Source organism: Hydrogenophaga palleronii, assembly GCF_031457455.1.
Classification (GTDB): Bacteria; Pseudomonadota; Gammaproteobacteria; order Burkholderiales; family Burkholderiaceae_C; genus Hydrogenophaga; species Hydrogenophaga palleronii_A.
This window is the reverse complement of record NZ_JAVDWU010000003.1, coordinates 473014-496705: the sequence shown is the minus strand read 5'-3', so window position 1 is coordinate 496705 and position 23692 is coordinate 473014. Positions and strand designations below refer to the sequence as shown.

General features: G+C 66.4%; 17 protein-coding genes and 1 pseudogene. 7 read left to right on the top strand and 11 right to left on the bottom strand.

What is annotated here, in order from left to right:
* Positions 1–238: 238 nt before the first annotated feature.
* The 8 genes and pseudogenes from J2W49_RS09885 to J2W49_RS09850 all read right to left on the bottom strand — a co-directional run bounded on the left by J2W49_RS09885 (position 239) and on the right by J2W49_RS09850 (position 7829).
* Positions 239–712: a nuclear transport factor 2 family protein gene (locus J2W49_RS09885; RefSeq protein ID WP_310315053.1), complete on the bottom strand. Its 474-nt coding sequence runs from the start codon at positions 710–712 to the stop codon at positions 239–241.
* 7 nt (positions 713–719) lie between these two features.
* Positions 720–1610: an SDR family NAD(P)-dependent oxidoreductase gene (locus tag J2W49_RS09880; protein WP_310315051.1), complete on the bottom strand. Its 891-nt coding sequence runs from the start codon at positions 1608–1610 to the stop codon at positions 720–722.
* Positions 1607–2149, bottom strand: a complete 543-nt coding sequence (locus J2W49_RS09875) for a DUF3833 domain-containing protein (RefSeq protein ID WP_310315048.1) — start codon at positions 2147–2149, stop codon at positions 1607–1609. Before J2W49_RS09875 ends, J2W49_RS09880 begins: the two co-directional genes overlap by 4 nt.
* A gap of 9 nt (positions 2150–2158) precedes the next feature.
* A complete protein-coding gene (locus J2W49_RS09870; RefSeq protein ID WP_310315215.1) occupies positions 2159–3490 on the bottom strand; it encodes an MFS transporter in 1332 nt (443 codons plus the stop codon).
* Positions 3491–3534: 44 nt separating this feature from the next.
* Positions 3535–4083 (bottom strand): chalcone isomerase family protein, encoded by a 549-nt coding sequence (locus J2W49_RS09865; protein WP_310315045.1) that lies wholly within the window; start codon positions 4081–4083, stop codon positions 3535–3537.
* A 268-nt stretch (positions 4084–4351) separates the two neighbouring features.
* A pseudogene (locus J2W49_RS09860) lies at positions 4352–5593 on the bottom strand (class I SAM-dependent methyltransferase); the annotation flags it as partial.
* Positions 5590–6429 carry a DUF1365 domain-containing protein gene (locus tag J2W49_RS09855; protein WP_310315043.1) on the bottom strand — a complete coding sequence of 280 codons (840 nt, stop codon included), beginning with the start codon at positions 6427–6429 and terminating at the stop codon, positions 5590–5592. The gene J2W49_RS09855 and the pseudogene J2W49_RS09860, both read right to left, overlap by 4 nt.
* Positions 6426–7829 carry an NAD(P)/FAD-dependent oxidoreductase gene (locus J2W49_RS09850; RefSeq protein ID WP_310315040.1) on the bottom strand — a complete coding sequence of 468 codons (1404 nt, stop codon included), beginning with the start codon at positions 7827–7829 and terminating at the stop codon, positions 6426–6428. Before J2W49_RS09850 ends, J2W49_RS09855 begins: the two co-directional genes overlap by 4 nt.
* A 470-nt stretch (positions 7830–8299) precedes the next feature.
* Between J2W49_RS09850 and J2W49_RS09845 the strand changes: the two genes are divergently transcribed.
* Both J2W49_RS09845 and J2W49_RS09840 read left to right on the top strand, forming a co-directional pair.
* The gene (locus tag J2W49_RS09845; RefSeq protein WP_310315038.1) at positions 8300–9319 is read left to right on the top strand and encodes a MerR family transcriptional regulator; all 1020 of its coding nucleotides are present in this window, start codon (positions 8300–8302) and stop codon (positions 9317–9319) included.
* A 143-nt stretch (positions 9320–9462) separates the two neighbouring features.
* Positions 9463–10311 (top strand): ferritin family protein, encoded by an 849-nt coding sequence (locus tag J2W49_RS09840; RefSeq protein WP_310315035.1) that lies wholly within the window; start codon positions 9463–9465, stop codon positions 10309–10311.
* Between the two features lie 181 nt (positions 10312–10492).
* Here the strand turns inward: J2W49_RS09840 and J2W49_RS09835 are convergent, their stop codons facing one another.
* Both J2W49_RS09835 and glnE read right to left on the bottom strand, forming a co-directional pair.
* Complete coding sequence (locus J2W49_RS09835) at positions 10493–11134, bottom strand: rhomboid family intramembrane serine protease (RefSeq protein WP_310315034.1); 642 nt, start codon at positions 11132–11134, stop codon at positions 10493–10495.
* Positions 11131–14055 (bottom strand): bifunctional [glutamate--ammonia ligase]-adenylyl-L-tyrosine phosphorylase/[glutamate--ammonia-ligase] adenylyltransferase, encoded by a 2925-nt coding sequence (gene glnE, locus J2W49_RS09830; protein ID WP_310315213.1) that lies wholly within the window; start codon positions 14053–14055, stop codon positions 11131–11133. The genes J2W49_RS09835 and glnE overlap by 4 nt, the downstream gene beginning before the upstream one ends.
* A gap of 13 nt (positions 14056–14068) precedes the next feature.
* Here glnE and J2W49_RS09825 point away from each other — a divergent pair, with 13 nt between their 5' ends.
* From J2W49_RS09825 to J2W49_RS09810, 4 genes are all read left to right on the top strand, one after another.
* Positions 14069–18298 carry a YhdP family protein gene (locus J2W49_RS09825; RefSeq protein ID WP_310315031.1) on the top strand — a complete coding sequence of 1410 codons (4230 nt, stop codon included), beginning with the start codon at positions 14069–14071 and terminating at the stop codon, positions 18296–18298.
* A gap of 82 nt (positions 18299–18380) precedes the next feature.
* Entirely contained in the window at positions 18381–19187 is an 807-nt protein-coding gene (locus J2W49_RS09820) for a carbon-nitrogen hydrolase family protein (protein ID WP_310315028.1), read from the top strand.
* Positions 19188–19375: 188 nt separating this feature from the next.
* Positions 19376–21433 carry a PAS domain S-box protein gene (locus tag J2W49_RS09815; RefSeq protein ID WP_310315025.1) on the top strand — a complete coding sequence of 686 codons (2058 nt, stop codon included), beginning with the start codon at positions 19376–19378 and terminating at the stop codon, positions 21431–21433.
* Between the two features lie 126 nt (positions 21434–21559).
* A complete protein-coding gene (locus tag J2W49_RS09810; RefSeq protein ID WP_310315023.1) occupies positions 21560–22189 on the top strand; it encodes a response regulator transcription factor in 630 nt (209 codons plus the stop codon).
* 119 nt (positions 22190–22308) lie between these two features.
* Here J2W49_RS09810 and J2W49_RS09805 read toward each other — a convergent pair whose 3' ends face one another.
* Positions 22309–22461 carry a hypothetical protein gene (locus J2W49_RS09805; RefSeq protein WP_310315020.1) on the bottom strand — a complete coding sequence of 51 codons (153 nt, stop codon included), beginning with the start codon at positions 22459–22461 and terminating at the stop codon, positions 22309–22311.
* On the opposite strand from J2W49_RS09805, the gene mltA reads away from it, so the two are divergent.
* Positions 22394–23689 carry a murein transglycosylase A gene (mltA, locus tag J2W49_RS09800; protein ID WP_405001006.1) on the top strand — a complete coding sequence of 432 codons (1296 nt, stop codon included), beginning with the start codon at positions 22394–22396 and terminating at the stop codon, positions 23687–23689. The genes J2W49_RS09805 and mltA overlap by 68 nt on opposite strands.
* Positions 23690–23692 lie beyond the last annotated feature (3 nt).

Genomic DNA, 23692 nt, shown 5'->3' with positions numbered 1-23692 from the left:
CCCCCCAGGGGGGCGACGCGAGCGGCCTGGCAAAGCCAGTTCCGCCGCATCTCTGGATCAAGTCCCGCGCGCCGGAGAGATTCGGCATTCCAGGGTGGTGGTCCTGCGAGCAGCCACTTCAATCATCACGGCCCGTGCGCCAGAGCGGGAGTCGTTCCAGGGCACCGCGGAACCGGCTTCGCCGGGCCGCCAGTGCCGCCCCCCTCAGGGGGGTGACGCGAAGCGGCGCGGGGGGAGCTCAGTCGGTCGCGCGTCGCTTGATCCAGCGCATGAACGCACCCAGCACCGGCAGCTTCTCGTACAGCTCTTCGGCCGGGTCCCAGTAGTCGCGGTGTTCGCTGATCAGCCCTTCGGGCGTCAGGGTGAGGTGTGAACCGCCGTGCACGACCTGCTGCGTGATGGTGTCAAAGCGCTTGAAGTGGAAGTGGAATTCCCACACCAGAAAGGCGTGCGGGCCGTCCACGATCTGCCGGGTCACGACGAAGCGCGGCTCGTGCAGGCTGAGGAACATGTGTTCAAAGATGCGCGTGATCGCGGGGAGTCCATGCACGTCGTTGAACGGGTCCTTGAAGCGAGCCTCGGCCGCGTACCAGCGTGGAATCTCCGAAAGCGTTTCAGGCGAGATCGACTCGAAATAGCCGCTGACGCCCGCGACTCTGGCGCGAAAATCGATTTGTGCGGCAGGTGCCTCAAGTGAGCTGGGGTGATTCATGTCGCGGTTATAGCCCGGTGAAACGTCGCACCGCCGGGAAGTAGGCGCGGTAAGGCAGCAGACGCAGCAGCTTCATCCAGCGCGTGAAGCGCTTGGGGTAGTGGATGTCAAATTCGCCGCGTCGCCACCCTTCAATCATGGCCTGAGCGGCTTCGTCCGGCGTGATCAGGGCCGGCATGTTGAATTGGTTCTGCGCGGTCAGTGGTGTCTGCACAAAACCCGGGTGCACCACGCTCACGTTCAGTCCCAGTGGCTGCAGGTCGAGGTAGAGCGTTTCGGCCAGGTTGGTGAGCGCGGCCTTGGTCGGGCCGTAGGCCAGGCCTTTGGGCAATCCCCTGAAACCGGCCACGCTGCTGATGAGGCTCACGTGGCCGTTGCCGCGTTCGGTCATGGCCGGCAGCACCGCATGCAGCACATTGAGCGCCCCGGTGTAGTTGATCGCCAGGTGCTGGCGCAAGTCGTGCAGGTCCATGCTGGAGGCCCGCATCTCGTTGTAGTGGCCCGCACAGTACAGCACCATGTCCAACGGACCTTGCGCCAGAATGGCCTGAGCCGCGGCGGCCACTGCGCCCGCATCGGTCACGTCCAGCGGCCAGGCCTGCGCGGCGTTGCCGTTCTGGCCGGGGTGCGCGGCAGCGAAGGTCTGCAAGGGCTCGGTCTTGCGTGCTGACACCAGCACCTGTGCACCGCGCGCATGCAATGCCGACGCGGTGGCTGCACCGATGCCACTGGAGGCGCCAATGAGCCACACGCGCTGGCCGCGCCAGTCGGTGATTGGGGCATTGAACGGTCCCCAGAATCCGCGCACTGGCGCCGCCGGCGGCCCTGTTGGCACCGGGCGCGTGGCGGGTGTCTTGGCGAACGCGGTGGGCGTATCCATGGCGGTGTCGGGTTTCATGCCGGGCGCTTCACGAAAGAGAGCATCACTTCACCGAGCCGCACGCCGAACTTGCTCATCACCGCCTTGTTCAGCATCACGCGGTCGTCCATCAGGTACATCCAGTCGTCGAACTGCACCTCGTAGACCTTGCCGTCCACGGGCAGCGACAGCGTGTAGCCCCAGCGGAAGGTGTTGCCGCGTGTTTCACCCGTGGCCGTGCCGACCACATCACCTGCGGTACCACTGTAGCGACCGTTGCCCAGGTGCTTGAGCCGCCACACGCGTTTCTCGGTGCTGCCGTCTGAATAGGTGAAGTCTTCGTCCAGAACACCCTCTTCGCCCTCCCAGGTGCAGCGCATCACCACGGTGAAGCGGCGGGCGACCTTGCCCGAGCGGTCGAGGAACACGCCGTAGGCGTCCAGCGTGCCGTTGAAGTAGGTGCGCAGGTCAAGCGCGGGCTTCTGTCCGGCGAAGTCGTCGATGGAAGGTCCGGCGCATCCGGTGAGGGCTGCTGCACCGACCACGCTGGCGCCAAGAAGGAGGAGTCGTCGTTGCATGAGGATCTTTCAGGGCTGGGTGCGGGTGGTGGCTGCCGCTGGATGGGGACGTGCGGCAGGGGTGTTTGCTGCGCGGCTTTCGGGGCGAATCACCAGCGCGTAGAGCGCGCTGCCGGCCAGCAGCTTGAGCGCGCAGGGCAGCAGGCAGTAGGCGATGGTCAGGGTCTGCAGTGCGGCCGGGTCGCGCGCGCCAGGCGTGTAGCCGAACCAGGCCAGCAGGGGCAGCGCCAGGCCGGCGGCCAGTGCCAGGTTGAGCTTTGTGGCGAAACTCCACCAGCCAAAGTAGGCGCCCTCGCGCTGGCCGCGTTCGCCGAGTTGTCCGATCAGGCCGGCGAGCATGGCGCCGGGCAAGGCCAGGTCGGTGCCCAGTGCCATGCCGGAGAGTGCACACACGATCAGAAAGGCCGCGATGTCGACCGCGCCCAGGGTCGCGGCCCAGATGAACACCGCCACCGACAACCCCATGCCGGCCAGCCAGGTACGGGCCAGGCCGAAGCGCGTCACCAGCCGCACCCACAGCGGAATCGACAGGGCCGCAAACAAGAAATAGGTGGCCAGGAACGCAGGCTCCACCGATGGCGACGCCTGCAGCCGGTCCTGCACAAAGAACAGCACCAGGGTGGCGGGAATGGCACTGGCGGTGCCGTTGATCACGAACACGGCGAGCAGGCGCTGGAACGCGGGCTGTCGCAGCGGATGGAGTGAGGTGGCGGTCGTGGAAGTAGCGGCTGTCGCTGCGCCGGGCGATGGAACCACCGCGCGTGTCCATGCCCACCAGCCCAGCGCGAGCAGCACAGCGAAGCTGCCCACGGTGGCACCCAGACCGAGCGTGCCGGGCAGCACGGCAGCGATCAGCACCCCCAGCAAGGCGAGCGCTTCCCGCCAGGCGACCACGCGGCTGCGCTGCGCTTCGGTTCCCCCCAGGCGGGCGCCCCACGACTGGTGCGCCACGGCCATAATGCTGTAGGCGGTGTAGGTGATGGCCATCAGCACGCCGGCCCATGCCAGCAGGGCGGTCATGCCAGCGCCGCGTACCTCAGTCGGTGGAAACAGCAGACCCCACAGGCCCAGTGCCAGTACCACCGCAGCCAGGGCACTGGTGCCCAGAACGGTGTGGTGCGAGCGGGTGAAAAGCCGGTCGGTCCAGCGGCCAATCCAGGGATCGAGCACCGCGTCGGCCAGCCGCGCACCGAGCAGCACGGCCCCCAGCAACGCCAGTGGCGCGCCAAAAGCGGTGGCGTAGTGGTTGGGCAGGATCACGTAGAGTGGCAGCGCCACGAAAGCCAGCGGCAGGCCCAGCAGCCCATAGCTCAGGCCCCGGCGCCATGCGCCGGTGCCCATGAACTGCGCGGCCGGTTCCTGCGCAGACGGTGTGGCGCCGGGTGTCATGGTGCGCGCGGCGCACCGCCCGTCTGGCCGATCAGCGTCTCCCGCATCCGGGGTTGTGAGGTCTTTGGCGAGAGCCAGATACCAAAGAAGCTGCGGGAAAACGCTTCATCGGCGATGTCGCCGAGCAGGCGGTCGTTCAGGTAGAAGCGTGCGCCACTGCCGGGCACATGCACGCCGGTGATGCGGTCTCCGCGCTGCACGTCCGGAAACAGCGTGCTCATCGCCTTGAGCCAGCGGTCGGACTGCCCAGGTTCCATTTCTGTCACGTTGCGCATCTCGTCAACCGATCGCTCCGCGATATCGCCTCCCTTGAAGCTGCGCAGATAGCTCAGCTCCAGCCCGAAACGATGGTCTCCGAACTGTTCGGCGTTGAACCCGTTGACCGTGAAGAGGCGCGCGTCGTAAACCTCGAAGCCCCACACCCGCAGCCGCACTTTGTCCGTGCCCGACTTGCCCTGCAACGCAGCGCTCACCGTCGGCTCGGGTGCGCTGGCGAGCAACGACGCCGGCATCCACGCGGCGATGGCGATCAGAAGGGTCGACAAGAATGAGGCGCTAAGAGGTTTCATCGGATACAGCCCAGTCAATGCCGTCGTCGGCGCGAAATGTCTCAGTCCAGGGCACCCGAGGAACCGGCTTTGCCGGGCCTCTGGGTGCGCCCCCCTTGAGGGGGGTGGCGCCGCAGGCGACGCGGGGGGTGCTCTCTCTCCGGCGCGAAATGTCCCAGTCCATGGCACCCGAGGAACCGGCTTTGCCGGGCCGCCAGGTGCGCCCCCCTTCAGGGGGGGGCGCCGAAGGCGACGCGGGGGGTGCTTCCAACACATACTGAACAACATCAATGCTGCCCCCGCTGAAAGCGGCCTCGCAATACGCCAGGTAGAACTCCCAGATGCGCAAGAACTTCTGGTCGAAGCCGAGCTTCAGCACCTCTGCCTGTTCGTGCATGAAACGTTCGCGCCAGAGGACCAGGGTGCGGGCGTAGTCGGGGCCAAAGGCGAATTCGTCCACCACCTCCAGGCCTGCGGCGGCCGCCTGTGCGCGCAACTCGCGGGGGCATGGCAGGCAGCCTCCGGGGAAGATGTATTGCTGGATGAAGTCGGTGCCCTTGATGTAGCGGTCGAAGTGCGCGTCGTCGATCACGATGCTCTGGATGCAGGCACGACCGCCCGGCTTGAGCAGGCGTTTCACTGCCTGGAAGTAAGTGGGCCAGTACTCGCGGCCCACCGCCTCCACCATCTCGATGGAGCAGATGGCGTCGAACGGTGCGTCGCTGATGTCGCGGTAGTCCTGCAGACGCAGATCGGCACGGGTGTTGGCCGTCACTTCGCCGGCCAACGGGATGCAATGCTTGCGCATGCGCTCCTTGGCAAACGCGAGTTGTTCGGTCGACAAGGTCACCCCGACGACGGATGCCTCAAATTCGGTGGCCGCTTTCTCGGCGAGCGCGCCCCAGCCGCAACCAATCTCCAGCACCCGGTCGCCAGGCTTCACGCCTGCCATGCGCAGCGCGCGTCGCACCTTGGCGTGCTGGGCATCTTCGAGCGGTTGGTCAGGGTGTTCGAACCAGGCCGACGAGTAGTTCATGGTCTCGTCCAGCCAGAGCCGGTAGAACGCGTTGCCGAGGTCGTAGTGGGCGTGGATGTTCTTGCGGCTGTTGGTTCTGGAGTTGCGGTTGAGCAGGTGTTTGACGCGATAGGCCAGCCGGCCCAGCCAGGAGCCGTAGATCACGTCTTCCACCTCGCGGCGGTTGGCGATCATGAGTTCGAGCAGCGCCGTCAGGTTCGGCGTGCTCCAGTCGCCGGCGATGTAGGTCTCAGCGAATCCGATGTCGCCCGACTTGAGCGCTGCCGTGCACACGTTCCAGTTGTTGAGCTTCATGCTGGCGTGCGGGCCTTCGGGGCTGCCCAGGCGCTGAACGGTCCCGTCAGGCAGCGTCAGCGACAGGCTGCCTACCTTCAGACGCTGCAGCAATTGCAGCGTGGTGTGCGCCGCGGCCGGCGTGTTGCGAGGCAGGGTAAACCCGGCGGGGCTCTGGGTGGCGGTGGTGCTGTTCATGGGCGGCTGGGTTCTGGAGGAGGTTCAGTGGTGACCGGCGGCACGGCGCGCAGCGCCGGGGTGACAAAATCGCCCGGGGCGGGCGGCAGGCGGAAAAAGGGAGCGCGCTTGAACCACAGGCGCAGCGCCTGCCAGTGGATGCGGGCGATGACACCGATGGTCATGGCCGGGTACGACCAGAGCGCACGGCGGATCGAAGCCGTGGTCAGGGGCTCCAGATGACCGCTCACGCTGGTGTTGAGCAGGGCATCGGCGCCGGGTGCGTCGAAGTAGTCGATGCGCGCCACGGTGCGCGGCGATGGGCTTAAGGTGCGCATGAAGACAAAGCGGTAGCGGCCGCGAACCGGGCAGAACGGCGACACATGAAATACCTTCGCTGCTTCGCAGGGCTCGCCGTAGCGCGGAGCATCCAGCAAATAACAATGGCGCTCGCCAAAGGTGTTGTTGACTTCGGCCAGCACGGCGCGCAGCGTACCGTCGGCGCGGTGGCAGTACCAGAAACTCACGGGTTTGAAGCTGTAGCCCAGCACGCGCGGGTAGGTGTGCAGCCAGATCTCGCCCTGGGCATCGTCGATGCCGTGCTGCCCCAGCAGGTTTTCCAGCCACTGCAGGCTGTCGCTGCGGCCATCGCCATGGTCGGTGTCGTGAAAGCTCAGTGCGGCGCGGCGGTTGCGTGCCAGGTAGCCGGGACCGTTGGCGCGCAGGCTGCGCATGGGCAGCATCAGGAAGTAGGTGGGGTAGGCAAAGGCGTTGCGCTGCGGCCGGTGGCGCGTGTGGCGCACCTGGCCAAAGCCGATCTGTGCGGTGACGGCGGGCAACACGACAGCCGATTTCATGCCGCCACCCGATTCGCGGGAAACGATGGCACGAGGCCATGGGTTTCCATCAGGGCCTGAGCGGCTCGCATGCCCGACTTCAGACCGTCCTCGTGAAAGCCATAACCGGTCCAGGCCCCTGCAAAGAAACTGTGGTGCCTGCCTTGCAGGCCAGGGACCCGGGCCTGGGCCCGGATGGCGGCCAGATCGAACACCGGGTGGGCGTATTCGTAGCTGCCCACCACCTGGCGCGGATCGATGTCGCGCTGGGGATTGAGCGAGACCACCACTGGGTGCTCAACCGGCAGGGGCTGCAGCCGGTTGAGCAGGTAGTGCAGGCAGACCTGCGTGGCCTCCTGGCTGACATGGGGAGAGCGCTCGTAGTTCCAGGCGGCCCAGGCGCGCCGGCTGGCCGGCAGCACAGTGCTGTCGGTGTGCAGCACGGCGCGGTTGGGCTGGTAGCGAATGGCGCCCAACACTTCTCGCTCGTCGGCCGACGCTTCGCCGCCCAGCAGTGCCAGCGCCTGGTCGCTGTGGCAGGCGAACACGACCGCATCGAAGCGCTCGATGGCACCGGCAGTGACCACGCGCACGCCTTCGGTGTCGCGCGCCACCTGCAACACGGGGGTGATCAGTCGGCTGTCGGGGATGCGCGCGACGATCTTTTCCACGTACTGGCGCGCGCCGCCGGCCACGGTGTACCACTGCGGTCGGTTGGTGATCTGGATCAGTCCATGGTTGTGGCAGAAGCGCACCATGGTGGCGACCGGGAACGCCAGCATCTGGTCGGTGGGGCAGCTCCAGATGCAGCCCATCATGGGGAGGAAATACCAGTCCCGGAATTCCGACGAGAAGCGCTGTTCCTTGAGGAAGTCACCCAGCGGCAGAAGCAGCGGGCTGTCAGGTGCCAGGTCTTCGCCGCGTTCGGCCAGCTGGGTGGTGATGCGGTTGAAGCGCACGATGTCGGACAACATGCGCCAGAAGCGCGGGTTGACCAGGTTGTGCCTCTGGGCGAACACGCTGGACAGGTCCGATCCGCTCCATTCGAGCGTTCCGCCGCCCGGGGCGCTGCCCGGCGCTTGCACGGAGAACGACATGTCGGACTTGGCCACCGGCACGTCCAACTGCGCGAACAAGGCCAGGAGTTGGGGGTAGGTGCGCTCGTTGAGCACCAGAAACCCCGTGTCCACGCCGAAGGTCACAGGCTGGCCGCTGGGGCTGGGCAAGCTCATGTCGACTGTGTGGGTGTGCCCGCCGAAGTAGTCGCCCGCCTCGAACAGCGTCACATTGGCCAAGCCATGCAGCGTGTGGGCGGCGCCCAGCCCGGCAATGCCGGAACCGATGATGGCCACGCGTGGGCGGCGTTGCGGATGGGCGGCGTAAGGATCGCCCGGTGCACGGGCATGAGGGTCGGCGTACATCGCTCAGACCCTGGCTGGGACCGATGCGGTCAGACCAGCGGAAAAAGAAAAGACTGCGAAGCGCCCCGAGACGAACAAGGGAGGGAGGGAGGAGGAGATGCGCCTCGGGATTGCATCCGGGGTCTTGCCCGGAAGGCTTCGCAGTTCTGAAACCGGGGCCGGCAACAAGAAGCTCTTTTTTGCCGACGTGGGGGGTGAGAGCATGTCCTCGCCAGAAAAGTTCCAAGCTCGAATTCGCCGCATGGGACAGACATTCATGGTTCGCAGGAAGAAAGCGGTGAGGGACATGACGGATTGGAAGAAAAATATACTCAACGGTTTTATTGTGACTGATTGGTCACTATTTGGTCGAGAGAAATCAGCCAATACCCATGGACAGTCAAGGGGATTGGGGCTGGGCTTGCCTTGGACAAATCGGGTTTTCATGTGCACCGCTCCATAATGAAGAAACACGTCAAAAACGTTTGTCCATGACAAGTACCGCCTCTTTCACGGCTCCGCTGCACACCATCGCCGATGTGGAACGCGACACGGGGCTGTCCAAGGACACCCTGCGGGTCTGGGAGCGTCGCTACGGTTTTCCCAACCCGGTCCGTGATGGACAGGGTGAGCGTCGGTACGACGATGCCCAGTTGCATCGGCTGCGGACCATCCGGCGTCTGCTCGATGCGGGCCATCGACCCGGGCGGGTGGTGTCGCTGGGTGTTGAAGCGCTGGCAGACCTTGACTCGAATACGCAGCCACTCCCGCAGTGGATTCAGACGCCGGATGACGTCCCCATGCGCTCAGTACCTACCCAGGTGCAGACGCACGCAACCTCATTTCCTGAAGCGAGCGAGTGGATGGCGTTGCTTCGTGCCCAGGACGCCCATGCCCTGCGTCTGGCTCTGACCCAGTCCCTGCTGGAGCGGGGCTTGGCGCGGTTTGTGATCGATCGGGTCGCGCCGATGAACGTGCTCGTGGGGCAGGCCTGGGCGGACGGTCAACTGGCGGTGTTCGAGGAACACCTGTACACGGAGATCCTGCAAGTCGTGTTGCGCCATGCCATGGTGCAGGTCGGTGGCGGGCGTCCAGGCGCTTCCCCGAGGGTGTTGTTGACGACGCTGCCGGGAGAGCCGCACGGGCTGGGTCTGTTGATGGCGGAATGTTTCATGGTGCTGGAAGGCTGTCAGACCGTGCCACTGGGCACCCAGACGCCGTTGTCCGACATCGTGCGCGCGGCCCAGACCGGCGCTGCCGACATCGTGGCGCTGAGCTGCACGGCGAACCAGAATCCCCGTGAGGTGCGCGTTGCGTTTGCCCAACTGCGGGAACGCCTGCCCGCCCGCGTGGAAATCTGGGCCGGCGGCCGGTGTCCCGCGATTCAGCGCGCCAGTCGCGTCGCCCATCCCGGTGTCGGCACGGCGCAGCCGGCGTTCTGGCCGCTGAGCCGTCTGGAAGAGATTGCGGGGGCGGTTGCACGCTGGCGGACACGCGTCTTGCCGGTTTGAGGCGTGTGGAACGCCTGGTCCAGACCCTTGTCCAATATAGGCTGTCGGAGGCAAAGCCTTGTGGAACCTGTTGATTTCCACGCCTCCGTAATCGCCACCGCCTAAAATGCGAGGTTGGCTCCCAGCTGTAACGAAAGTCCGACATGCTCTACCCAGAACTCTTCAAACAACTCGAATCCGTCCGTTGGGACATGGACAAAGACATTCCATGGGACCAGTTCGATGCAGCCCGGCTCAGTGACGAGCAGGCCCAGACCATCAAGATGAACGCGATCACCGAGTGGGCGGCGCTGCCGGCCACCGAGATGTTCCTGCGTGACAACCGCGACGATTCGGACTTTTCGGCCTTCATGTCGATCTGGTTTTTTGAAGAACAGAAGCACTCCCTGGTGCTCATGGAGTACCTGCGACGCTTCCGCCCGGACCTTGTGCCCACCGAGAAGGAACTGCACGACATCCGCTTCGAATTCGATCCGGCGCCGCCGCTGGAGACGCTGATGCTGCATTTCTGCGGCGAGATCCGCCTGAACCACTGGTACCGCCGCGCCAGCGAATGGCACTCCGAGCCCGTCATCAAGAAGATCTACGCCACGCTCAGCCAGGACGAAGCCCGCCATGGCGGCGCCTACCTGCGCTACATGAAGCGGGCCATCGGCAAATTTGGCGACGAGGCCCGCACCGCATTCGCCAAGGTCGGCGTGCTCATGGCCAGCGCCCGCCGCACGGCCCAGGCGCTGCACCCCACCAACCTGCACGTGAACAAGGGCCTGTTTCCCAACGACACGATCCAGAGCCGCCTGCCCAACCCCGAGTGGCTGGAGCACTGGCTGGACAAGCAGATCGATTTCGACACGGTCTGGGAAACCAAGGTGGTCGAACGCATCCTACACAACCTGAGCCTGCTGATGGACCAGAGCTTCAAGTCGGTGCAGGAACTCAACCGCTTCCGCAAGTCGCTCGCCCCCGCTGCGGGCACACCCGCAGCCGCCTGATTTTTACTCGCGCATAGGCGAAGCCTGTTTCCGGCAGAGGGACGAGGGAGTCAGACACCGAGTTCACAAATGGAGGTGGAGCGAGAGCAACCCATCCAAGGCACCCGTGGAACCGGCTTTGCCGGGCCACTGGGTGCGCCCCCCCCTTCCAGGGGGGTGACGCCGAAGGCGGCGCGGGGGGTCAGCCAGTGGCAACCGGGCGCAGTGGCCAGGGCCGACCGCAGACCAGCCAGCCCAGCAACAGCCCCCAGAACGCGCCGCTCAGGTGGGCGGCCTGCACCACCGACATGTTGTTGCCCGCGTCCCAGACCACCGGATACGACCAGCCGCGCTCCACCGCCAGCTTCACGAGCAGGCCCAGCATGAGCAGACCACCCCATCGAGTTCCCTTGCGAACGACGATGCGCTTGAGGACAAGCTGCACCGCCAGCAACATGGCGCCCGCGTGCAGCAGTCCGGAAAGACCGACCGCATAGCCGATCTGAGGCCACCACGCCAGGGACACCTGCGTGAGCGGCCACACCAGCAGCCAAGCCAGCGTGCAGCGCCAGTTCGGTCGCAACATCCAGGCGAACGCCGTCAGCACGCCCAGCGCCAGTTGGTTGCCGATCAGATGGGGTGTGTTCATGTGCACCCAGGCGCTGGTCCATAACGTCCAGGGTTGGTGCTGCCAGCCCTCGGTGTGCCAGGTCATCACGTCGACCATGTCCGCGCGGGCCCACCACAACAGCATGCTGGCCACGCCATGCACGGCGCACAACAACAGCCAGCTGCGCGAGGCGCTCACAGGAGGACCCCCAGTACTGCGCACCGCGGCGCTCATGGACCCATGCGAGGACCCGCAGGGACAGTCGCCGCGTGGCCCAACACGTGATTCCAGAGGGCGCGAACCGCAGGCGCTGCGTCGGCGACGGCGCTTTCGTCGACCTGGGTCGATACTTCATCCAGCCGTGCCTGGTGCTGGATCTGGCGCAAGTGTCGATAGGCCTGAGCGACTGCCGTGCCCATGCCGGGTGCCAGCAGACCCGCGCGTTCGGCGCGCTCCAGCAGATTGATGTTGCCGGTGTTGGCCCGCAGTTCGGTGTGCAGGCGCGACTGGGACAGCACCAGGAACTGCACCACGAACTCCACGTCGACCATGCCGCCCGGGCTGTGCTTGACATCAAACCGTGTGCCCCGCACCGGATGCGCCGCACGCACCTTTTCGCGCATGGCGACGATTTCGGCCGCCAGCGACTGCGCGTCGCGCTCGGCGGTGATCACCGACTCGCGGACCGCGTCGAAGCGCTCCCGAAGCGATGGACTGGTACCGCTGGCGCCTGGACCAGCCCCGTCGGTGTTGTCGTCCATGACGATGCGGGCGCGTGTCATCGCCTGGTGCTCCCAGGTCCAGGCGGTGTTGCTGCCACGTTGCTGCTGGTAATTGGCGTAAGCGGTGAAACTGGTGACCAGCAGGCCGGAATTGCCGTTGGGCCGCAGGGCGGTGTCGATCTCGAAAAGGTCGCCCTCCCCGGTCTTGATCGTGAGCCAGTTGATCATCTTGCGCACGAAGCCGGCGTAGATCTCCGACGCATTTTCGTCAACGTCTTCGTAGACGAACACGATGTCCAGATCGCTGCCGTAGCCCAATTCCTTGCCGCCGAGCTTGCCGTAACCAATGATGGCAAAGCACGGCGCTTCGCGGTGGCGGTTCTTCAACCGGGACCAGCACCAGCGTGCGGTCACGCGCAGCACCGAATCGGCCAGGGCCGACAGGTCGTCGGCCACCTGTTCGACGGTGAGCGTCTTTTCGATGTCGCGCGCCAAGGTGCGGAATACCTCGGCATGGTGCGCCCGGCGCAGCAGGTCGAGCAAGGCTTCTTCGTCGTCCTCGCCCGTGGACTGCAGGGCAGCACGCCGGGCTTCCAGTTCGCCCTCAAACTGGGCGGCGTCAAATCGCTCGGCCAGCAGTTGCTGGCTGGCCAGTTCGTCGATCACGCCCGGGTGCCTGAGCAGATAGCGGGCCGGCCATTTGGCCGCGCCAATGATGCGCAACAGGCGCTCGTGCACCGACGGGCGTTCCTGCAGCAGCGCCAGGTAGCTCTCCCGGCGCAGCAGGTGTTCGATCCAGTCCGCCAGGCGCAGGGCCGCCAGTTCGCTGACACGACCTTCGTCGAGCCACGCGCCGGTGCGCTCCACCAGCCGCGTCAGGCGCAGCCGGGCATCTTCGCGCATGGCCAGCACCCGGGGGTCTTCGCACCACTGGCCGATGCGCTCGGCGAAGCGCTCGGGCAATTTGGCCAACACGCTTTGCAGCCCCTCGACGCCGCTGCGTCCCCCATTGCCGCAACTCTTGCCATTGCAGTTGCCCTTGGTCGGGCCACCCAGCAGGGTGTCGAACTCCTGGGCCACCACCTCGCGATGGGCATCGAGCGCGTGCAGGAACTCGCACACGTTGGCGCAGCCCATGGTGGCGGCCAACCAGGTGAGATCATCGTCGCGCATGGGCAGCACGTGGGTCTGCTGGTCGTCCAGGTACTGGATGCGGTGCTCCACCCGGCGCAGGAAGTCGTAAGCCTGTGAGAGGGCGTCGGCCGTGGCCTGGGGCATCAGGTTGGCGCGGCACAAGCGCGTGAGCGCGTCCAGGGTGGGGCGGGTGCGCAGTTCGGGGAACTGGCCGCCGCGCACCACCTGGAGCAGTTGCACGGTGAATTCGATTTCCCGGATGCCGCCGCGCGAGAGCTTCACGTCGTTGGAGCGCCCGGGGTGGCCAGCGGCACGGCGGGAGGCGTGCTCGCGGATCTGGCGGTGCAGCTGGCGCAGCGAATCAAAGACGCTGTAGTCCAGGTACTTGCGGAAGACAAAAGGCAGCACGGCGCCGCGCAAGGCGTTGGCGCTGCCGTCGCGCACGGCGATGGCCGGTGCGATCACCCGGCTCTTGAGCCAGGCAAAGCGCTCCCATTCCCGCCCCTGCACCAGGAAATACTCTTCCAGCGCACCCAGCGACACCGCGCTGGGGCCGGAATTGCCGTTGGGCCGGAGCGCCAGGTCGACCCGGAACACATTGCCGTGTTCGGTGGTTTCGCCCACCGTGTTGTAGATGTGTTTGACCGCCTTGCCGAAGTACTCGTGGTTGCTGATGCGGTTGCGGCCTTCGCTGTTCCCGGCGGTTTCGCCGTCGTGGTCGTACACATAGATAAGGTCGATGTCGCTGGACACATTGAGTTCGCGCGCACCCAGCTTGCCCATGCCCACCACCCAGAGATGCGCCCGGCGCGGCTTCGCAAGCTCCAGGCCGGGCGGTGGACCGGCGTCCAGTCTGGAACGGCCCGGTACCTCGTCCTCAGAAGGCCCGACCAACGGTTCACCGTGCAGGCTGTCCAGTTCGGCGAACGCCAGCTCGCAGGCGGCGTCCAGCGCCAGTTCGGCCAGTTCGGTGACCGCGCGTGTGACATCGTGCAGCGGCGCACCCTGTTCGCAGTCGAGCACCGCCAGACGTTCCAGCACCAATTGGCGCAGCACACGCAGCGCCGCTGGCAAGGCCAGGCCCTTTGCACGCAGGGCGGCCAGGCAGGTCTGCATGGTGGCGTGCACCGGCGCACCGGGCGGCAGGCTGGCCAGGTCGTCGGCGTACCGCCTGCGCAGGCGCTGCACGAAACGCGAATGGCTGGCCTGTCGCTCGCCCACCACCAGCGGTAGGCAAACGTTCACGGATGTGGATACGGAGGAGTCAACTGCGGAACCGTTGGGTGGGCTGGCCGTCATAATTTGAGTGGACATGAAACAAAGCCCGGCGTCGATCGCACCCGCCACGCGAACCCTCAAGACTCTCTCAGTGGCTGCACGGCTGCTGTTGTGGCTCGTGCTGGCATCGTGGAGCCTGTTTGCTTTGACCTGGGGAGCGCTCCATTGGTGGATTGTGCCGCGAATCGGTGAATGGCGCCCTGAGCTGGAGCAGTGGGCGAGTGAAGCGGTAGGGGTTCCTGTCAAGGTGGGCAGCATCAGCGCCCAGTCCACCGCCGCCAGACCGGGCTTGCTGCCCGCTTTCGCGCCGGTGATCGAACTGCGCGATGTCCGGCTGTACGACACCCAGGGTCGCGCCGCCCTGGAGCTGCCCGAGGTGCGTGTGGCGCTGTCGGTGGCCTCGGTCTGGCGCGGCGGGGTGGAACAGGTGGTGATCGACCGTCCGGTGCTGGATGTGCGTCGCACCAGCGAGGGTCGGATCGAAGTGGCCGGCCTGGACCTGTCGGGTCGGGATACCGGCGATGACGCTGCCGCAGACTGGTTTTTTTCCCAGCGGGAGTTCGCGATCCGGCAGGGCACGGTGCGCTGGACCGACGACTTGCGCGACCAACCGTCGCTGGCGCTCTCTGCGCTCGATTTCGTGGCGCGCAACAGCGGCCGGAACCACCATTTCAGGCTGGATGCCACGCCTCCGGCCGAATGGGGCGACCGCTTCAGTCTGGTGGCGCGCTTTCGGCAACCTTTGCTCTCGCTCGCCCAGGGCGCCCGCGACGAGGCGCGCGCGCGCTGGCGGCGGTGGGACGGGGACCTCTTTGCCGACTTTCAGCGAGTCGACGTGGCGCGCCTGCGCGCGTATGTGGACTTGTCGGAGTGGAATGTCGAGGTCGATGGCGGACATGGCGCGCTCAAGGCCTGGGCCGATGTGAAGCGGGGCACCGTCACCAGCGCCAGCGCCGAACTGGCCTTGCGCCAGGTGCAGGTGCGGCTCGGACCGACCCTGCCGGTGCTGGCGCTTGACGAGATCCAGGGCGGTCTGGCGGCGCAGTGGAGCGCCGACGGGTTCTCGGTGTCCACCGACGACCTGCGGTTTCGCACAGCTGAAGGGCAGGTCTGGCCCGGCGGGCGTGTGCGCGTGGCGCACGTGACGAGGCATTCGGACGGCAAGCCTGCGTCGACCGCGCTCAACGCCGACCAGGTGGATCTGGCGGCACTGAGCGCCATTGCCACCCGCCTGCCGCTGGGGGAAACCACGCACCGGCTGCTGGACAGCCTGCAACCGGGCGGACGCATTGAAGGATTGCACGCGCGTTGGGAACCTGATCCCGCGGCCAATGGCCCGGGTTCAACGGAGGCCCCCGCCACCGCCTGGCCGGGCGGCAATTACTGGGGTAAAGGGCGCGTCGTCGGGTTGACCCTGAAGGGTCAGCAGAGTGAGCGCAGGTCCTCCCAAGGTGACTATCCTTTGCCGGGACGCCCTGGTCTGGCGGGCGCGACAGTGGACTTCGATTTCAATCGCGAAGGCGGCAAGGCGAAACTGGAGCTGACCGATGGCAAGCTGGAGTTGCCCGGGGTGTTTGAAGAGACCGACTTGCCGCTGACCCGGCTCCAGGCCGATGCGGTGTGGCGCGTGAAGGGCGAGCAGATCGAGGTCGACGTGGACCAGGTGCGCATGGCCAACGCCGATGCCGAAGGCACGGCCAAAGTGCGTTGGCGCACCAGCGACCCGGCCAGCAACCCGGCTGGTTCGCGTTTTCCGGGTGTGCTTGCGCTCGACGCCACGCTCACCCGTGCGCAAGGCACCAGCACCCACCGCTACCTGCCCCTGAGCGTGGGCCCCGATTCGCGGCGCTATGTGCGCGAGGCGGTGCTGGGTGGCACCTCCGACCAGGTGGTCTTCCGGGTGCGTGGCGAGGTCGACGATCTGCCCTTTGATGCGCCGGGCAGCGTGGGTGAGTTCCGGATCGCGGCCCGTCTTCAGGACGTGGATCTGGCATTTGTGCCGCCCTTCTTGCTGTCCGAGGGTGACACGCCCTGGCCTGCCCTGAACAAGGTGAGTGGCCAGCTGGTGCTGGATCGTGCGTCGTTGCGCATCACCGACATCACAGCCGGCGTGCAGGGGGCGTCTGCCGTGCGGCTGAGCCGGGGTGAGGTCCGCATCGACGATCTGTCCGAGCGCGCCACTCTGCTGGTGAAGGCGCATGCCGCCGGCCCGGCGACCGAAGTGCTGGAGGTACTGAAAACCTCGCCCCTGAACGACATGACCGGACGGTCGCTGACGCAGGCGGAGATGAATGGCGTGGTGGATCTGGGCTTTGACCTGAGTATGCCCCTGTCCAACGTGGACGCAGCGCAGGTCAGGGGCTCGGTGCGCTTTCCGGGCAACGACGTGCAGATCAGTCCGGACTCACCCCTGCTCGGCGGCGCGACCGGCCTGCTGCAGTTCACCGACCGCGGCTTCAACATCAGCAACGCCCAGGCCAAGCTCCATGGCGGCATGGTGCGCTTCGAAGGCGGCATGCCCGAGAGCGACACGGACCAGCCTTCGCCCATCCGGTTTCAAGGCCAGGGCACGGCAAGCGCCGAAGGGCTGCAGCAGACAGGGCCGGGGTTTGTTTCGCGCCTGTTCCAGCAGGCGAGCGGCAGCACGAGCTACACCGCACAGCTGGGGTTCCGGGCCGGTGAGCCCGAGCTGGTCGTGACGAGCGACCTGCAGGGTCTGGCACTGAACCTGCCCGCGCCACTGAACAAGACGGCTTCGGAGCGCCTGCCGCTTCGATTCGAAAACGCGGTGGTGTCGGTGGTTGGGGACCAGGCGCGCACCGACCGCCTGAGCGTCTCACTGGGTTCGCCCTCGGCGCCGATCCTGGCCTTGCAGTACGAACGCGATCTGGGCGAGGCGGAGCCCCGTGTGCTGCGCGGTAGCCTGGCCATCGGCTTGCGGGAAGACGAGTCGGCGCCGCTGCCAGAGCAAGGGGTACTGGCCAACATCTCGCTGGACCAGATCGATGTCGACCAGTGGAAGCGCGCGTTTGCGTCCGCCACCGGTGTGACCTTGCAGCCAGCGCCCGAGACGGCCACCACCGCGGGTTCGGCCAGCGATGCGAGCCTGGGCTACTTGCCCACCACTTTGGCCGTTCGGGCCAACCGCATCACCGCCGATGGTCGCAGTTTCCACAAGGTGGTCGTGGGCGGCTCGCGCGTGGGCACGCAATGGCGCGCCAACGTTGACGCCGACGAACTCAACGGCTACGTGGAGTACCGCCAGTCCGGCGCCAACAGCGAAGGCAGCATTTACGCCCGTCTGGCCAGGCTGGACCTGCCACCCAGTGCTGCCACCGATGTGGAGCAGCGCTTGCAGCAACCCGGAAGCGTGCCTGCGCTGGACATTGCGGTGAATGACCTTGTGCTGGGCAACCGCCGCCTGGGTCATGTGGAAATCGAGGCCGTCAACGTCGGGGGCGCCGGCAAGGTGCGTGAATGGCGACTGAACCGGCTGGTCATGCAAGTGCCTGAAGCCCGGTTGAGCGCGACTGGCAACTGGGCCGTGCTGGGCACGCCAGCGGGTGCGGGCACGACAGATGCCGCCAGGCACACGGCGTTGAATTTCCGGCTCGACATCGACGACTCGGGCAAGCTGCTGGAGCGGTTTGGTCGGGCAGGTGTGGTGCGCGGGGGCAAGGGCTGGATCGAGGGCCGCATTGGCTGGCTGGGCTCCCCCCTGGCCCTGGACTATCCCAGCCTGTCGGGTCAGCTGCATGCAGACGTGGCCAGCGGGCAGTTCCTGCAGGTGGAGCCGGGCGCGGCCAAGCTGCTCGGCGTGCTCAGTCTGCAAGCGCTTCCCCGGCGCCTGACGCTCGATTTCCGCGACGTCTTTTCCGAAGGGTTTGCCTTTGATTTCGTGCGCGGTGATGCGCGCATCGACAAGGGGGTGCTGTCGACCAACAACCTGCAGATGAAAGGCGTCAACGCCGCGGTGCTGATGGAAGGCACGGCCGACATCGGCCGCGAGCAGCAGGACCTCAAGGTGGTGGTGGTGCCCGAGATCAATGCCGGCACCGCCGCGCTGATCGCCACCGCCATCAACCCGGCCGTCGGACTGGGCACCTTCCTGGCGCAGTTCCTGCTGCGCCAGCCCTTGCAGAGCGCCACCACGCAGGAGTTCCGCATCACGGGCAGCTGGGCCGACCCGCAGGTGGAGAAGCAGACAAAAGCCGAGCCCGCTGCACCCCCACCCGATACCCGGAAAACGCCCACGGTCGAGTAAGCTCGACCGTCGAGCGCGTGCAACGGTGGGCGCCCCACCACATGCGTCTGCCGCTCTTGCTGTTTTTTTGTGAGGACCTGTCATGAAAGTCGCCGCCATTCAGATGGTCTCCGGCATCAGCCTGGACGCCAACCTCAGTGAAGCTTTGCGCCTGTTGCGCCTGGCGGCGGGCGCTGGCGCCGAGCTGGCGGTGCTGCCCGAGTACTTCTGCTTCATGGGCCAGAAGGACGAAGACAAGCTCGTGATCGCCGAGACACCGGGCCTGGGCACGGTGCAAGATTTCCTGTCGGACGCTGCGCGTGACCTGAAGCTTTGCATCGTGGGTGGCACGCTGCCCATGGCCACCGACGACCCCGGCCATGCCGCCAACGCCTCGTTGACCTACAACGCCAAAGGCACCCAGATCAGCCGCTACGACAAGATCCACCTGTTTCGCTACGACAACGGCCGTGAGCACTACGACGAGGCGGCCGTTCTGCAGGCAGGCGACACCCCCACCACCTTTGACCTGCGCTCGCGCGATGGCCACGAATGGCGTGTCGGGCAGAGCGTGTGCTACGACCTCCGGTTTGCCGAGCTGTACCGCGTGCTGGCTGCCGATGTGCTGCTGGTGCCGGCGGCGTTCACCTACACCACGGGTTCGGCCCACTGGGAGGTGTTGTTGCGCGCCCGCGCCATTGAAAACCAGGCCTATGTGATCGCCAGTGCGCAGGGTGGCCTGCATGAAAACGGCCGGCGTACCTGGGGGCACAGCATGGTGATCGACCCCTGGGGCGAGGTGCTGGCCATGCAGTCTGCCGGACCGGGCGTGGTGCTGGCCGAGCTGGACATCCAGCACCTCCAGGGGGTGCGCGAGCAGCTGCCTTCGTTGCAGCACCGCAAGCTCTAGTGAAGGCACCCCCTGCGCCGCTGACGCGTCTTCCCCCTCTCTTGCGCCTTCGGCTTGGAGGGGGACGGCGGCTCGGGCCGGCGGAGCCGGACCCTTGCCGCCCCTGGATGGGGACATCTCGCTCGCACTGGACTGGTGGTGTCCAACTGTTTGATGTGCTTTCTTTATAGCGTGTGCAATTTGATCCAGTGACTGCAGTCGCTCCTCCCTACCCTTCCTCGCCTGCGCGTCCACGCAGCCCTTTGCGTTCGCGCCGCTGGCTGCTCTGGGGGGCGCTGCTGCTGCTGGTGGCGCTGATGCTGGGGGTGATGGTGTTTCTGGCGCGCGAATACGAAGAGGCGCGGGACCAGGCGGCGGTGGAGAGTGATGCCGCTGCCGTGGCCAGTGACATCCGCAGTGCGCTGATCCGCAACGTGCAGACGCTGCAGTCGCTGCACAGTGTGGTGCCCACGCCGGATTCCTGGATGGCGCCGGCCTCCGAGGTGCTGGCCCGGCACCGCGAGATGGTGCGACTGGAATGGCGCGACACCGCCACCCGGCTGATCGCCTTTCGCAACACACCCTACATGGCCGAGCCGTTTGGCACCATGAGCCGGGAAGTGGCCCTGCCCGACATGCGGCAGGCCTGCGAGGCGGCACGCCGCCTCTCGGGACCGGCGTTTTCACCCAGCTACTTCTGGCCGTTGCGCGAGGGCATGGGCATGGAGTTCATGGAAATGTGCCTGCCGGTGGTGCGCTCGGGCGTGCCCAGTGGCTTCCTGGTGGTCACCTATTCGCTGCCGGGCATTCTTGACGAACTGGGCAACAAGGACATGCTGCGCGGCCACGGTCTGGCGTTCACGGAGCCCGATGGCACCCGCCTGGCGGTGCACAGCGCGGTCCAGGGTGACCGGCGTGTCTTGCGCGCCAGCACCTTGCTGGACCTGCCTGGCCATTCACTCATGCTGCAACTGGAGAGTCCGCGCGTGAGCCGGTCCGGCTTTTTCGGCCTGTTTCCCAACCTGCTCACCGCCGTGGTGGGGGCGCTGTCCCTCGCGCTGCTGGCGGTGATGGCCATGCTGGGGCGCGACATGCGCCGGCGCCAGCGCGCCGAACACAACCTGGCCGATGCCCTGGCCTTTCGCAAGGCGATGGAAAACTCCTTGGTCACCGGTCTGCGGGCGCGTGATATGCAGGGGCGGGTCACCTACGTCAACCCGGCGTTCTGCCAGATGGTGGGTTTCTCGCCGGAGGAACTCATCGGCACCGGACTGCCCGCGCCCTGGTGGCCTCCTGAGCTGGTCGACGAATACCAGCAACGCCAGGCGATCCGGCTGGCCGGCCAGACACTGCCGCGCGAGGGCTACGAGTCGGTGTTCCAGCGCAAGGACGGCACGCGCTTTCCGGTGCTCATCATCGAGGCGCCCCTGATCGATGCCCAGGGCGTGCAGACCGGGTTCATGAGCGCCATCGTGGACATGACCGAGCAGCGCCGGGTGGAGGATCTGAACCGCACCTCCCAGGAGCGACTGCAGGCGACCGCCCGGCTGGCCACGGTGGGTGAAATGGCGTCGCTGCTCAGCCACGAGCTCAACCAGCCCCTGGCGGCCATCTCGAGCTACGCCACCGGCACACTCAATCTGCTCGATGGACCGATGGCCGGCCTTCCCCAAGCCGACCTGCAACTGGCCATGCGACGCATCGGCGAGCAGGCCGATCGCGCGGGCCGTGTCATCAAGAGCGTGGCCGACTTTGTGCGTCGCCGCGAGCACGTGCGCGAAGCCATTGCACCCGCCGCACTCGTGGACGCGATCCAGCCGCTGCTGAGCCTGCAGGCCAAGAAGCAGGACATCCGGCTGCAGATCTCGGTGGCAGCCGACTGCCCGTCGGTGCTGTGCGATCGCACCATGGTCGAGCAAGTGTTGCTCAACCTGGCGCGCAACGGCATGCAGGCCATGCCGGTCGGCGACCCGCCTTCACACAGCGGTCTGCGTGTGCTGACGTTGCGCGTGGCCCTGCTGCGCCAGCCGGCCGCGGGCCGGGCGCACAAGCGCTGGGTCGAGTTCACGGTAACCGACCACGGCGAGGGCCTGAGTCAGGAAGTGCAGGCACAGCTGTTCACCCCTTTCTTCACGACCAAGAGCGAAGGCATGGGGCTGGGTCTGAGCCTGTGCCGGACCGTGATCGAACAGCACGGCGGTGCGCTGGTTCACGAGCCAGCGCAGCCCCGCGGCACGGTGTTCCGATTCACCCTGCCGGCAGGGTGAACCCGAGGTGGCAGGCAGGGGGTGGCGACCATGTGCCTTCGGCCTCCGTACCACCGGGGTCCGGCTTTCGGTTTGGCGTCTCGGCATCCGCGTGAGCCGCGCCGAGGTCTCCACTATCATCCGCCCATGACCGAGTATCCCGACGCACGCATTTTTCTCGTCGATGACGACGCTGGCGTGCGCGACGCGCTGTCCTGGTTGCTGCGCACGCGTCGGTTGCTCAGCGAGGGTTACAGCAGTGCCGACGCGTTTCTGGCCGAGGTCAGCAGCTGGCACGATGCACCTGCGTCGCCTTCCTGTGTGTTGCTGGACGTGCGCATGCCCGGCATGAGCGGGCTGGCGCTGTTCGAGCATTTGCTCACCCTGCCCTGGCAAGCCGCCATGCCGGTGATTTTTCTCTCCGGCCATGCCGATGTGCCGACTGCCGTTGATGCCGTCAAGCGCGGTGCCTTCGATTTCTGCGAGAAGCCGTTTTCAGACAACGTGCTGGTCGACCGCATCGAGCAGGCCCTGGCCCAGTCGGCGCAGGTGCTGGCGCAGCGGCGGCAGCAGCGCGACATGGAGGCCCGTCTGAGCAGCCTGACCGAGCGGGAGCGCGATGTCATGCGGCTGGTGGTGGAAGGCCTGCCCAACAAACTGGTCGCCGACCAACTCAACATCAGCGTGCGCACGGTGGAGGTTCACCGCTCAAGGGTGTTCGACAAGATGGGCGTCAAATCGGCGGTGGAACTGGCCAACGCGCTGCGCCTGGGATGAACATCTCCCTGCGCCGCTGCGCGGCTTCCCCCCTCTCTGTCGCGCCTTCGGTGCTTGGAGGTGGGCCGGCGCCCTTGGGCCAGCGGAGCCGGACCCTCGGGGTCCTGGATGGCGTCATCTCATGAGCGAGGCGACCGGTGGTCTTCGCCAGACTTCTCCTGCTCCACTTCGTCCGGCAGTTCACCCTTCTTGCGCCCTGAGAACATCGTCCACCACACAATGAAGACAAGCAAAACCAGCGCGCCAAGCGCTTCCAGCAACAACAGGGTCATGGATCAAATTTCAGGTGCCGCCAGGGCAAAGGTGGGCGTGGATGGATGGTTCGGGGTGGCCAGGAGCCCTGGAACACAGACCCTGCGATGGATCGCCGCTGCCTGCATTGTAGGAAGCCTGGCCGCCTGCACGAGCTTGCCCGAACCCGTGACCCTGCCGCCGCCAACGACACCGGTGGTGCCACCAGCGCCCGTTGCGGACGGCACTGAGCCGCTGCCGCCGGCGATGCAGCGCGGCAAGAGCCGCTGGACCCCGGTGCGATGGGCCGAACTGCCAGGCTGGGGACAAGACAGCCTGCACGAGGTCTGGAATGCCTGGGTGCGTGGCTGCGAACGTCCTGCGCCTGGCCAGGCGGCCTTGTGTGCCGAGGTGCGGCAGCTCTCGATCAGCACACCTGCCGAACAACAGGCCTGGGTGGTCCGGCGATTTGTGCCTTACCGGGTGACCGAACCCGACGGTAGCGTGCCCGATGGTTTGCTGACCGGGTACTACGAGCCCATCATGGACGCGTCGCGCGTGCCCACCGCCACCCACCGCACCCCGCTTTACGGACCGCCTCCGGGCCTGCGGGCCGGGCAGGCCTGGTACAGCCGGCGTGACATCGACACCCTGCCTGCCGCGAAGGCGGCCCTGCAGGGCAGCGTCATCGCCTGGCTGAGCGATCCGATCGACGCGCTGATCCTGCAGATCCAGGGCTCCGGTCGACTCAACATCACCGAAGCCGACGGCAGCCAGCGCCAGGTGCGCGTGGCCTATGCCGCTCACAACGGCCACCCCTACCAGAGCGTGGGCCGCTGGCTGCTCGATCAGCGCGCGATCCGCGAAGCCTCCTGGGACGCCATCAAGGCCTGGGCCGCGCGCAACCCCCATCGCCTCAACGACATGCTGTGGAGCAATCCGCGCACGGTGTTTTTCCGCGAAGAAGTATTGAGCGAACTGGACGCCCGCTTCGGTCCGCGTGGCGCCCAGGGGGTTCCTCTCACGCCCGGCCGGTCCATCGCGGTCGATCCCCAGAGCATTCCTTATGGCACACCGGTCTGGCTGGCCACGCAAGGCCCGACCCTGAACCTGCAGAAACTCGTCATGGCACAGGACACGGGTGGCGCCATCGTGGGCGCCGTGCGTGCCGACCTGTTCACGGGTTGGGGTGGCTGGAGCGATGAGTCCTACGTCATCGCCGCGGCGCTCAAGCAGCCGCTGCAGATGTGGGCGCTGTGGCCGCGGTGAAAT